Source organism: Pallidibacillus thermolactis (genome assembly GCF_025660415.1).
Classification (GTDB): Bacteria; Bacillota; Bacilli; order Bacillales; family Caldibacillaceae; genus Pallidibacillus; species Pallidibacillus thermolactis.
Window position 1 is genome coordinate 45,553 of the sequence record NZ_JAOUSE010000013.1, and the last position, 13,065, is coordinate 58,617.

Annotated in this window: 13 protein-coding genes; 9 read left to right on the forward strand and 4 right to left on the reverse strand. The window is 34.6% G+C overall.

The window, feature by feature from the left end:
* Positions 1-46 precede the first annotated feature (46 nt).
* The gene (locus OEV82_RS06565; protein ID WP_173658323.1) at positions 47-559 is read left to right on the forward strand and encodes a L,D-transpeptidase; all 513 of its coding nucleotides are present in this window, start codon (positions 47-49) and stop codon (positions 557-559) included.
* Positions 560-586: 27 nt separating this feature from the next.
* Here OEV82_RS06565 and prli42 read toward each other — a convergent pair whose 3' ends face one another.
* Positions 587-682 (reverse strand): stressosome-associated protein Prli42, encoded by a 96-nt coding sequence (prli42, locus tag OEV82_RS06570; protein WP_173658326.1) that lies wholly within the window; start codon positions 680-682, stop codon positions 587-589.
* A 227-nt stretch (positions 683-909) separates the two neighbouring features.
* Between prli42 and mce the strand changes: the two genes are divergently transcribed.
* The 5 genes from mce to gndA all read left to right on the forward strand — a co-directional run bounded on the left by mce (position 910) and on the right by gndA (position 6,918).
* Entirely contained in the window at positions 910-1,317 is a 408-nt protein-coding gene (gene mce, locus OEV82_RS06575; RefSeq protein ID WP_263061372.1) for a methylmalonyl-CoA epimerase, read from the forward strand.
* A 56-nt stretch (positions 1,318-1,373) separates the two neighbouring features.
* Positions 1,374-2,909, forward strand: a complete 1,536-nt coding sequence (locus OEV82_RS06580) for an acyl-CoA carboxylase subunit beta (protein ID WP_173660383.1) — start codon at positions 1,374-1,376, stop codon at positions 2,907-2,909.
* 150 nt (positions 2,910-3,059) lie between these two features.
* The gene (locus tag OEV82_RS06585) at positions 3,060-4,181 is read left to right on the forward strand and encodes a tripeptidase T (protein ID WP_173660310.1); all 1,122 of its coding nucleotides are present in this window, start codon (positions 3,060-3,062) and stop codon (positions 4,179-4,181) included.
* A 64-nt stretch (positions 4,182-4,245) separates the two neighbouring features.
* Complete coding sequence (locus OEV82_RS06590) at positions 4,246-5,490, forward strand: DNA polymerase IV (protein WP_263061373.1); 1,245 nt, start codon at positions 4,246-4,248, stop codon at positions 5,488-5,490.
* A gap of 18 nt (positions 5,491-5,508) precedes the next feature.
* Positions 5,509-6,918 (forward strand): NADP-dependent phosphogluconate dehydrogenase, encoded by a 1,410-nt coding sequence (gene gndA, locus OEV82_RS06595; protein ID WP_263061374.1) that lies wholly within the window; start codon positions 5,509-5,511, stop codon positions 6,916-6,918.
* A 109-nt stretch (positions 6,919-7,027) separates the two neighbouring features.
* Here the strand turns inward: gndA and OEV82_RS16145 are convergent, their stop codons facing one another.
* Together OEV82_RS16145 and zwf are read right to left on the reverse strand one after the other, a co-directional pair.
* Entirely contained in the window at positions 7,028-7,111 is an 84-nt protein-coding gene (locus OEV82_RS16145) for a hypothetical protein (RefSeq protein WP_377701911.1), read from the reverse strand.
* 288 nt (positions 7,112-7,399) lie between these two features.
* The gene (gene zwf / locus OEV82_RS06600; protein WP_263061375.1) at positions 7,400-8,890 is read right to left on the reverse strand and encodes a glucose-6-phosphate dehydrogenase; all 1,491 of its coding nucleotides are present in this window, start codon (positions 8,888-8,890) and stop codon (positions 7,400-7,402) included.
* Positions 8,891-9,146: 256 nt separating this feature from the next.
* Between zwf and rnz the strand changes: the two genes are divergently transcribed.
* From rnz to OEV82_RS06615, 3 genes are all read left to right on the forward strand, one after another.
* Positions 9,147-10,064, forward strand: a complete 918-nt coding sequence (gene rnz / locus OEV82_RS06605) for a ribonuclease Z (protein ID WP_263061376.1) — start codon at positions 9,147-9,149, stop codon at positions 10,062-10,064.
* A gap of 169 nt (positions 10,065-10,233) precedes the next feature.
* A complete protein-coding gene (locus OEV82_RS06610; protein WP_173660320.1) occupies positions 10,234-11,205 on the forward strand; it encodes an MBL fold metallo-hydrolase in 972 nt (323 codons plus the stop codon).
* Between the two features lie 13 nt (positions 11,206-11,218).
* Positions 11,219-12,013: an SDR family NAD(P)-dependent oxidoreductase gene (locus OEV82_RS06615; RefSeq protein ID WP_173660322.1), complete on the forward strand. Its 795-nt coding sequence runs from the start codon at positions 11,219-11,221 to the stop codon at positions 12,011-12,013.
* Positions 12,014-12,061: 48 nt separating this feature from the next.
* On the opposite strand, the gene OEV82_RS06620 is transcribed toward OEV82_RS06615, so the two are convergent.
* Positions 12,062-12,865 carry a zinc ribbon domain-containing protein gene (locus OEV82_RS06620; protein ID WP_173660324.1) on the reverse strand — a complete coding sequence of 268 codons (804 nt, stop codon included), beginning with the start codon at positions 12,863-12,865 and terminating at the stop codon, positions 12,062-12,064.
* Positions 12,866-13,065 lie beyond the last annotated feature (200 nt).

Consider the following 13,065-nt stretch of genomic DNA (forward strand, 5'->3'; position numbering starts at 1 on the left):
ATTCCACCAGTTTTGTTTCATACTATAAAAAAGGCTGGTGGATGTTTTGAAATCTTTCGTTTTTATTTTACTGACAATTGTTAGCATTTCACCATTATGGCCTATTGGCCCTGCTCTACCAGGCGATCCTTTTATTATCGTTAATAAACAAACGAATGAAGTCGCTTTTATAAAAGACAGTGAGGTCAAAAAGATTTATAAAGCTGCAACAGGAAAAACCGATGACCTTACACCTGAAGGGATGTTTACTGTGACCGTAAAAGCGATTAATCCTTATTATAGAAAATTAAATATTTCTGGAGGATCGCCAAAAAATCCTCTCGGAACAAGGTGGATTGGATTTGATGCCCTTAATACGAATGGTCGAACATATGGGATTCATGGCACAAACAATCCCCATTCAATTGGTTATTATGCTTCATTAGGTTGTATTCGTTTACGCAATGAAGATGTCGAAGAATTATACGAACTTGTTCCGATTGGAACAAAAATATTTATCACGAAAACTTGGAAGAACTTCGAACAAATTGGAACAGAAAAAGGGGTCATTTATCCTTAATTTTAGATGAATGACCCAAATCATAGCTTATAAAAACATTGAAATTCCGGTAAGGATAGTTGTAGCAACCATTGCAAATATCATCAAGTAAACAATTAATTTTCGAATTCTTTTATTACTCATGATATACGACCTCCACATACAGTGACAACTCTAGCATATATTTTAACGTGAATTTATATTTTGAACAAGCGTGCATGCATGACTTATTATTGGATATATGGATTTATTAAGAAAAATAGTATTAATTTTTAAAATCGAAACATTTAAAAATATTCGCTGTTTTTGTTATAATGTATTATAACAAAATAATATTGTGTTATAACAAACGGTTCGTTAGGGGGGAAAATATGCAAGGGATCGATCATATTGGGATAGCTGTTAAATCAATTGATGAAGCTCTTCCGTTTTATACGAATATATTACAATTTAAACATGTAGGAACAGAAATTGTAGAATCACAAAAAGTTAAAGTTGCTTTTATCAATGCCATAAATTGTAAAATCGAGCTTCTAGAACCAACAGATGAAAAAAGTCCGATACATAAATTTTTACAAAAACGCGGAGAAGGTATTCATCATATTGCATTAACATCAAAGGATATCGAAGGAAATATCACATATCTAAAGGAAGAAAATATTCAACTTATTGATGAAAGTCCAAGGAAAGGAGCAGGTGGGGCATTAGTTTCATTCTTACATCCGAAATCATGTCGGGGCGTATTATATGAACTTTGTCAACATAAAGAAGATGAATAGCTTACTAGATTGATAATGTAACAAAGGGGAGAAGGGAAATGATTGATGTAAAGAAAATGGATATGTATGATAAAATTCATGAGTTATATGATAAGCGTAGGGAAGTAGAACTCGGCGGTGGGGAAGAGCGAATTGATAAACAGCATGAAAAGGGGAAACTTACAGCAAGAGAACGAATTGATATATTGGTTGACGAAGGATCATTTGTTGAATTAAATCCATTTATTGAACATCGTTCTTCTGACCTTGGAAAAGGTCCTGGGGATGGTGTTGTAACCGGTTTTGCAAAAATTAATGGACGTCCGATTTATTTATTTTCCCAAGATTTTACTGTGTTTGGTGGAGCATTAGGGGAGATGCATGCAAAAAAAATTGCAAACATTATGGATTTAGCAGCGAAAAATAATGTTCCAATCGTTGGTTTAAATGATTCTGGTGGAGCTCGTATTCAAGAAGGGGTAGTATCTCTAGACGGTTATGGGCATGTTTTTTATCGTAACTCCATCTATTCCGGAGTAGTTCCACAAATATCTGTTATTATGGGACCATGTGCAGGTGGGGCTGTATATTCCCCAGCGATTACCGATTTCGTCATCATGGTTGAAAAAACAAGTCAAATGTTTATAACTGGCCCGAAAGTAATTGAAACGGTAACCGGTGAAAAAATTAGTTCAGAAGATTTAGGTGGTGCAAAAGTCCATAGTTCTATCAGTGGGAATAGCCACTTCAGTGCTAAAAGTGAAGAAGATGCATTACTTTTAGTTCGCACATTATTATCATATTTACCATCAAGTAATCGTGAGAAACCACCTGTCATAACCTTTGATGAAACAGATGATTATCGTCCAGATTTACCAGATATTGTCCCAATCGATACCGTTAGACCTTATGATATGAAGAAGGTCATTGAGCAAATTGTTGATCCAGGTTCTTTTTTAGAAGTTCAAAAGGATTTTGCAAAAAATATTATTATAGGATTTGGAAGAATAAGAGGAGAAGTCGTTGGACTAGTTTGTAACCAACCCAAATTTTTAGCTGGAGGACTCGATATTGATTCTTCAGACAAGGCAGCCCGATTTATCCGATTTTGTGATTCTTTTAATATTCCTTTGATTACATTTGAGGATGTAACAGGCTTTTTCCCGGGTGTGAAACAAGAACACGGTGGGATCATTCGTCACGGTGCCAAAATTCTTTATGCATATTCCGAAGCAACAGTACCGAAAATTACTGTAATTACTAGAAAGGCATATGGTGGAGCTTATGTCGCATTAAATAGTAAATCAATAGGTGCAGATCTAGTGTTCGCATGGCCTAATGCTGAGATTGCGGTTATGGGTCCTGAAGGAGCGGCTAATATTATCTTTGCTAAAGAAATCAACAATAGTCCGAACCCTGAAGAAACGCGTGCACAAAAAATAAAAGAATATCGAGAGAAATTTGCTAATCCTTATGTTGCGGCAAAAATGGGGATGGTTGATGATGTGATTGATCCTCGTGAAACCCGAATTAAACTTGTTCAAGCACTAGATATGTTAAAATCGAAAAAAGAAGATCGCCCGAAGAAGAAACATGGAAATATACCATTATAAGTTTGTTCCTCCTAGTATTAGGAGGATTTTTTGATGTACCATTCGTTTGTTTATATAAATAGATGAATAAATTTAACATAATTCAATAATAAAGAATTGAAGGAAGTGGTAATTAAAGGGTATACTTATTAAATAGAATGGAGGGTTATAATGATTAATGAGACACGATTACTAAATGAATTTTTAGAACTAGTTCAAATCGACTCTGAAACGAAACATGAGAGTAAAATTGCTGAAGTTTTAAAGCAAAAGTTTACTGAACTTGGTTTAGAAGTCGTTGAAGATAATGCGAAAGAAAAGACTGGCCATGGAGCTAATAATTTAATCTGTACTTTAAAAGGAACAAACAAACAAGCTGATCCGATCTATTTCACCTCCCATATGGATACAGTTGTTCCAGGTAAAGGTGTAAAACCTACGGTAGAAGACGGATATGTAAAATCTGACGGTACTACAATTTTGGGTGCCGATGATAAAGCCGGACTTGCAGTCATGCTTGAGGTTATTCGAATTTTAAAAGAAGAACAAATTGAACATGGTGATATTCAATTCGTTATTACTGTTGGTGAAGAGTCTGGTTTAGTTGGGGCAAAAGCATTAGATGCTTCATTTATTAAGGCAAAATATGGGTATGCCTTAGATAGTGATGGTGAAGTTGGAACGATTGTTGTAGCTGCACCGACTCAAGCTAAAATTAATGTTACAATAACTGGAAAAAGTGCCCATGCAGGTGTAGCACCAGAAAAAGGGATATCAGCAATACAAGTTGCAGCAAAAGCGATATCAAAAATGCCACTCGGCCGTATCGATGAAGAAACGACAGCGAATATTGGCCGTTTTGAAGGTGGACAAGCAACAAATATCGTTACAGAAAAAGCTTATATATTTGCTGAAGCTCGATCTCTTGTTCAAGAAAAGTTAAATAAACAAATTGAAGCAATGAAAAAGGCTTTTGAAGATACTGCAAGCGAAATGGGAGCAAAAGCAGAAGTTGATGTAAAAGTAATGTATCCATCCTTCAAATTTGGACCAGAAGATGAAGTGGTACAAATCGCACAAAAGGCTTGTCAAAAAATAGGAAGAACACCGAAACTAATTAAAAGTGGTGGCGGAAGTGATGGAAATGTCATTGCTGGCCTAGGCATCCCAACAGTTGTATTAGGGGTTGGTTACGAAGAAATTCATACTACAAAGGAAAGAATACCAGTAAAAGAATTAAATAAACTGGCTGAAATGGTGTTAGCGATTATAGAATCAGTTAATCAAAAATAAAGAGCTTTTGGACCATTTGCAAAATATCGGACCATTCAAATGTATTGGTTGAAGGTGAAACGAAATGGGTGAGGTAGAGAAAAGAAATGCAAGGGTTATTTTTCATGTCGACATGAATAGTTTCTATGCATCTGTTGAAATGGCATATGACCCTTCTTTAAAAGGTAAACCGTTAGCCATTGCAGGAAATCCTGAAGAAAGACGAGGAATAATTGTTACTTGTAGTTATGAAGCGAGGAAGTTCGGTGTTAAAACAACAATGCCGATTTGGCAAGCAAAAAAGTTGTGTCCAAATTTAATTGTTCTAACACCTAATTTTGAACGGTATCGAAAATTTTCACAAAAGATATTTCAAACGCTACGTGATTATACAGATTTGGTTGAACCCGTATCCATTGATGAAGGATATATGGACATTACACAATCCATAACAAAACACCCGATTTCCATAGCAAAAGATATTCAAAGTCGTTTACTGAAGGAATTGGATATCCCATGCTCTATCGGAATTGCACCTAATAAATTTTTGGCTAAAATGGCCTCTGATATGAAAAAACCCTTAGGTATTACGGTGCTTCGAAAAAGGGACATTTCAAAAATATTATGGCCAATGCCTGTTTCAGAAATGCATGGGTGTGGTGCCAAAACGACCGAAAAATTAAACAGCATCGGAATTAAAACCATTGGTGATTTAGCTAAAGCGAATGAAATTCAACTAAAAAATTTAATAGGGATAAACGGGGTTCGCTTAAAAGAAAGAGCAAATGGTGTCGATTCTAGGAAAGTAGATCCGGAAAGTATAAACGATTATAAAAGTATCGGTAATTCGACAACACTTCCTCGTGATATTTCTTCGCAAACGGAATTGCTCAGTATTATACAAAGCCTTGCCCGAACCGTTTCAGCTCGTCTAAAAAATAAAGAGGTCTATACTACAAATTTGGCCGTAACTATTCGATATAAAGATCGAAAAACAGTAACAAGAAGTGAAAAATTAAAAAATCCGATTCGTGATGAAAAAGATTTATATTATCAAGCAAGACATATTTTTTTAAAACATTGGAATGGTACACCGATAAGACTTTTAGGTATAACTGGAAATGACCTTGTTGAAGAACAATATGGATATAAACAACTGGATTTATTTACCTTTGAAGAAGATGCTAAAGAAGAACCATTAATTGAAACGATAGAACAATTAAGAGAAAAATTTGGGCATGATATTATAAAAAAGGGAATAAAAGTGGACAGTAAAGATGGGCAAACAAATACTAGTTTTAATAAAGATTTTTTAAGAAAAAAACTATAAAGAAAGAGGTAAACTTAAATGGCAAAACAACAAATAGGTGTAATTGGACTTGCTGTAATGGGAAAAAATTTAGCATTCAATATCGAAAGTAGAGGATATACGGTATCTGTGTTTAACCGTTCTCGGGAAAAAACAGATGCGCTGATGAAAGAAGCAGATGGAAGAAATATTGTTCCTACATATTCAGTGGAGGAGTTTGTTAACTCCCTAGAAAAACCGCGTAAAATTTTAATTATGGTAAAAGCGGGTGCTGCAACAGATGCAACCATTGAACAATTAATTCCATATTTAGATAAAGGTGATATTTTAATTGACGGTGGTAATGCTTATTTTGAAGATACGATCCGTCGCAATAAGAATTTAAGTGAATTAGGTTTTAATTTTGTCGGAATGGGCGTATCAGGTGGAGAAGAGGGCGCTTTAAATGGTCCATCACTTATGCCTGGCGGTCAAAAAGAAGCCTACGATTTAGTTGAGCCGATTATAAAGGCCATTTCTGCAAAAGTAGACAATGAACCGTGTGCAACATATATCGGTCCTGATGGTGCAGGACACTATGTAAAAATGGTCCATAATGGAATTGAATACGGAGATATGCAATTAATCGGTGAGTCATACTTTATTTTAAAACATTATTTAGGATTATCGAATGAAGAATTACATGAAGTATTTTCAGAATGGAATAAAGGCGAACTAGACAGTTATTTAATTGAAATTACAGCAGATATATTCAGTCAAAAAGATCCTGAAACAGGAAAGCACATGGTTGATGTAATCTTAGATAAAGCTGGACAAAAAGGTACAGGAAAATGGACTAGTCAAAGCGCTTTAGATTTAGGCATAAACTTGTCATTAATTACTGAATCTGTTTTTGCAAGAAATATTTCTGCTATTAAAGAAGAGCGTGTGAAAGCTAGTAAAGTACTAAACGGTCCTGCTAAATCAGAATTTACTGGTGATAAACAACAGTTTATTGAACAAGTTCGTCAAGCTTTATACTTAAGTAAAATTTGTTCTTATGCACAAGGATTTGCTCAATTACGAGCAGCTTCAAACGAGTATAATTGGGGCTTGAATTATGGTGAAATTGCCATGATATGGCGTGGTGGTTGTATCATTCGTGCGCAATTCTTACAAAAAATTAAAGAAGCGTATGACCGCAATCCAGAACTTAATAATTTGTTATTAGATGAATATTTCAAAGGTATTGCTGAACGTTATCAAGAATCATTACGTAAAGTTGTGGCAACAGCAGCATTGAATGGTATACCTGCACCATGTTTCTCAAGTGCATTAGCTTACTTTGATAGTTATCGTACAGAAACATTGCCAGCTAATTTACTGCAAGCTCAGCGGGACTATTTCGGTGCCCATACATTTGAAAGAGTAGATAAAGAAGGAGTATTCCATCATAATTGGATGGAGTAGGTTAAACTTAACGAACATCATATTATAGAAAAAATAGGACTGTTCACTAAAATCCATATTGGGTTTTTCTTCGAACAGTCCAATTTTTTTTGCAATTAATAAGAACCGTTTATTTTAACATATGGAGAGGTGTTAAAGAAGTATACTTTTTAAAAACTTTTGTGAAGTAATTAACGTATTGATAGCCTACCATAAATGCCACATCAGTAAATGAAATGATTTCCCGCTGTAAGTATATTTTGCTTCTTCCACTCGTTTGCGATTAATAAATGTACGGATGCAATAAATTTTGGAACGGGGTGTATTGCGCTTTTACATATTATAAGTGGGATGTAAATCTTTTTTCATATCAGAAGTGGAACAGTTTGTGCATAACCAAAATTTCCTTCAATCAGGAGGTAGGTAACAAATAACCCAAGAATGCTTGTAATTTATTTACAACCATTCTTGGGTTTGATTAGTAAGTATACATCATTGTTCGTTACTCATCGATAATTGACCACCATGAGAATCCATCTTTTTCAAGTAGAAGGTCAGCCTCTTTTGGCCCCATTGATCCAGCTGGATAATTCGGGAAAACAGCGGGTTCATTTTCCCAAACGGCAGAGATCTCGTCAACAAATTGCCAAGATAAGGCAACTTCGTCCCAATGGGTAAAGTTTGTTGCATCACCGCGTAAACAATCATATAGTAATTTTTCATAAGCTTCTGGTGTGTTCATTCCATCCACACCTTTTGTTGAATACTTCAATTTAATTGGAGTTGTAACAATCCCCTGCCCTGCTTTTTTGACATTTAAATGTAATGTGATCCCTTCATCTGGTTGAATATGAATAACAAGTAGATTTGGTTTTAAATTGGATCCTGTTTTAAAGTATAAATTCATCGGAATATCTTTAAACTGGATGACAATTTTTGTTGATTTAGCCGCCATTCTTTTACCAGTACGAACATAAAAAGGTACACCTGCCCAACGGAAATTATCAATTAACAATTTCCCGGCAAAATAAGTTTCTGTATTTGAATCTTCAGGAACATTCATTTCTTGACGGTAGCCAACTACTTCTTTCCCGTTTATTTGGCCTTTACCATACTGTCCACGAACAAAATAATCATGAATATTCTTTTTATCAACTGGTCGAAGTGCTCGTAGTACTTTCACTTTTTCACTACGAATCTCATCAGTTGTCAATTTAATTGGTGGCTCCATGGCTAGCAATGTTACCATTTGCATCATGTGATTTTGTACCATATCACGAATGGCACCACTTTTATCATAATAATTGGCACGTTCTTCAACACCGAGGGTTTCACTTGAAGTGATTTGAATATTAGATATGTATCTGTTGTTCCATAGTGGTTCGAAGATGGCGTTAGAAAAACGGATGACTTCAATATTTTGAACCATTTCTTTTCCTAAATAGTGGTCGATTCGATAGATTTCATCCTCATCAAATGCTTTGCGAATTTGGTTGTTTAACTTAATAGCGGATTGTAAATCGTGGCCGAAAGGCTTTTCAATGACTAAACGTTTAAAACCGTTAGTATCTGTTAAACCATCTTCTTTTAAATGTTCGGCAACCGTACCAAAAAATTCTGGAGACATAGCTAAGTAGAAAATTCGATTTCCACCTAACTCGTATTCCTTATCTAATCGATCAACTAATGTTTTTAACTGTTTATAGGATGCGGAATCAGTAACATCATGGGATTGATAATAAAAGTGGGAAGTAAATGCATTTATGTCTTTTTCATTTTCACTTTCACCGTACGTTAAGATAGAATCTTTAACCCATTCCCTTAATTCAGCATCATTTTTTAGTCTTCTGGCGACACCTACGACAGCAAAACGGTCAGAAAGTTGTCCTTTTATGTATAAATTATATAATGAAGGATATAACTTCCTTTTTGCTAAGTCACCTGTTGCTCCAAAAAGTAATATTAATGATGAAGGACTCTCAACTGTTTTCACTTTTCCCCCTCTTTTCTTGTGTATTAGTTAACAATTAAATTTTACATATGTATCCATTGAATAGCAAATTTGGTACCGTTTACTTTTATTGTTCGCAAAAATAATTTTTATATTATACGAAAGAATCGTAAAAAAGCTGTTTATCTAGTATGATTAAACTGTATAATGGAGTATGACAAATTTTTAAAAAACGCGACAATAACCATTGAAAATATTTGTTTCCTAATGTTTAAAAAATAAATTTGGAGGAATGATTTTGGAGATTACATTTTTAGGTACAGGTGCAGGGATGCCTGCAAAAAACCGAAATGTTTCATCAATCGCTTTAAAACATCTAGAGAATGGTTCAATTTGGTTATTTGACTGTGGAGAAGCAACTCAACATCAAATATTACATACATCGATTAAGCCTCGAAAAATATCAAAAATTTTTATTACTCACTTACACGGTGATCATATCTTCGGTTTACCTGGACTGCTTGGAAGTAGGTCATTTTTAGGAGGGACAGAACCGTTAACGATTTATGGTCCAAAGGGAATTCGTGACTTTATAGAAGTTAGTCTATCCGTTAGTCAAACCCATTTAAATTATAATATTGAAATTGTTGAATTTGAAGGTCATTGTGTCTTTGATTTAGGTCATATTATAGTAGAATCGAGATTGTTAGAACATGCGATTCCATCCTATGGCTATCGTATAGTAGAAAAGGATAAGCCAGGTATGTTATTAGTTGATAAATTAAAAGGCATCGGTGTACCACCTGGTCCACAATATCAATTATTAAAAAACGGGGAAACAATTGAATTAGAGGATGGTCGCCGAATTAACGGAAAGGAATTTTTAGGTCCAGACAAAAAAGGCAGAGTAGTGGCTATTTTAGGTGATTCCAGACCGTGTGAAAATGCTGTAGAATTAGCAAAAGAAGCTGACTTACTTATCCATGAAGCCACTTTGGACAAATCGTTGGAAAAAACGGCACATGAATTTTTCCATTCTACAACCCATCAAGCAGCCCAAATCGCCAAAAAAGCACAAGTAAAAAAACTTATTATTACTCATATCAGTTCACGTTATGAGAAACAGGAATGGGTTAGATTAGAGCAGGAGGCTAAAGAAATCTTTTCTAATACAATCATTGCCGAAGATTTCAAGAAAGTAACTATAAAAACATAATGAAGATGAGAAGACTGTTCAAATGGTGCTGAACAGTCTTTTGTTTATTGTGTGACATTTTTATATGAAAAAGATAAAATGTCTTTGTAACATTAGTGTTTAACATGTATTCTAGTTTAATTGAACACACTTCAGAACAAATTAACTTAATCGAAATAAGGAGATTACGATGGCAGAATGGATTCAGTCAATTGGAAAAATTACCGTACCAACACCACTTCCAATAGGTGATGTGAATTTGTACCTTTTAAAAGGAGATACGTTAACCCTCGTTGATGCAGGTATCAAAACAGAAGCAGCGTGGACAGTTTTTAAACAAGAATTAAAACAGCTTGGGTATTTGCCAAGTGATATTGAACAGGTTGTCCTTACACACCATCATACTGATCATGTTGGTTTCTTAGATTATATGCCGAATGTAAAAATTTTCGGTCATGAATATGGCCGGAAATGGATAAAAAAAGACCGGTCATTCATGGAGGAAACGCTCGCTTTCTTTTCAAAGGTTTATAAACAATTTGGAATACCAAAAAAATATGATGAAGGTTTTTCAGAGTTTCATTTACTTGCCAAGCTTGCTTGCGGTAATCAAGAGTTAACAGATGACTTATCTGAAGGAATGACAATACCAGGTCATCTGAATTGGTATGTTATTGAAACTCCTGGTCATTCACAAAGTCAGCTTAGCTTTTACAATGAATTGGAAGGTTTGTTAATCGGTGGTGACCATATTTTAGCGAGTATGTTATCTAATCCGGTCTTGGAACCACCGTTGGATGTGGAAAAGGAAAGACCAATGTCACAAATTGATTACCTTCATTCGCTTAAAAAAGTAAAACAGCTTCCTTTAGATATTGTTTTTGCTGGTCATGGTCCTGAGGTAAAACAAGTACACGCGTTAATCGACCGACGGCTAACAAGATTCCATGAATTTGCGATGAATATAAAAGACGAGCTTATGAATCATCCAATGACCGTCTTTGAACTTTGTAAAAGCATTTTTCCAAAGGCTTATGAAAAAAATATTTCGATGACAATTTCACAAACGGTTGGTTATTTAGATTATTTACATTCTTTAGGAGAGGTACAAATAATGGACGAACATGATATACAATACTTTGTAAGATCAAACAAAGGATAAAATGGAGGCAATTATGAATCATCGAATTCAAGGCAAGACGATTCTTATAACAGGGGCATCTCGTGGACTTGGCGAACAAATTGCCTATAAATGTGCAGAAAATGGAGCAAATTTAATATTAACAGCCAGGAGTATGGATAAATTAGAAAAAATCAAAGATATTATCGTTGATAAATATGGGGTTCAAGTAGCCACTTATCGTTTAGATGTTGGTGATCGTTTTGAATTGGAAGAAAGAATGGATACGATTATTGAGCAGAATCGGACGATTGATGTGCTCGTCAATAATGCTGGTTTTGGTAAATTTAAATATCTCGTAGATACGTCGATAGAAGAAGCGGAAGAGATGTTTCGTGTCAACGTCCTTGGTCTAATCACTGTAACTAAAAAAGTATTGCCAACGATGATGAATCAAAAATCTGGTCATGTTATTAATATTGCTTCTCAGGCTGGAAAACTAGCAACTCCGAAGTCAAGTATATATGCTGCTACAAAAGGAGCGGTTATAAAATTTTCTGACAGTATTAGGATGGAAGTCCAGAAGAATAATATATTTGTTACAACAATAAATCCAGGTCCAATTCATACGAACTTTTTTGATATAGCAGATGAAACAGGGAAATATTTACAACATGTTGGTCGTTGGGGATTAGATCCTGAATTGCTTGCCGAAAAAATTGTTATGCGTATGTTTGTACAGACCCGTGAAATAAATTTGCCTAAACTAATGAATTTTGGAAGTATATTGCATGCATTATTTCCAAATGTTGTAGAAAAGTTAGGAAAACGTGCTTTTAACAAAAAATGATCGATAAAAATAGGAGGCTGAAAATCTGGATAGCCTCCTTAAATTTGGTTAGAGAAAAATGTCTACAAATGTTGAATTTGAAAAGACTAAATTTAAAATGGTTATTAATGCTGCAATGATCATACTTCCATATAATGGTTCAAATCTTTTTTTTGCTTCATCTGTATACATTTGAAACGTCATCATAATGATAAAAAATAATACTGCACTTCCTAATCCGTTGGCAAAACTTTGTAGCCCTATAAAACCTGTTATTGTAAACAGTAATGCAGTGATATTACATAGAAGTAGTACAATGGCCAGTGTTCCGAATCGTCCAATAACATGGTTGAATTTGACATTTATTCTCATTATATTTCTAACAAAAACGAAAATCAGTCCTATAGCGAGGGCAAGAATAGCAATGTAGATTAATAGATGTACAACAAAGGTTGAAAAGAAACTATAACTAGAACTACTAAAAAACGATAATGCTCGATCAAAGATTTGGTATACCATTGCCAATGCAAGTCCATGAAAAAGTGCAGCAAGCCCTAATATAATATAGCCAAATACATATCTAGCACCACCTTGATATTTTGCATATTGAGAGGGATTCTTTAAGCCGTTAATAAAGAAGGTCATAAATTGACTAAAAAATTTTACGGTTTGAGTTTGATTGGGCGGCATTTGCATCTGGAGTTGTTGACCATCTTCATTTCTTTTCTTTATAAAGGATGTATTTTGAAAATGTTGCTTGTTTGATAGCTCGTTCCGATTTACATGTAAATTTACTTCTTGAAACGAATAACCACAATATGGACAGTAGTTTGCCCCTTCTTGATTTTGTTTTTGACATTGCGGGCAAATCAAAGTATGTCCCTCCTTTATATTTTTCTCTTCTAAACCAGTATATTTATCAAAACAAATAATAATTATCATTATTATTGCAGCTTGTAGACAAAGTCCCTAACTAGTGGCCAAATCTACAGGCTTTTTTTGTATAATAGGGATAGAATTCTTGGTTAACGGGGGAAATTTAGGATGTTATCGAAGCGTACAGACAATAATCG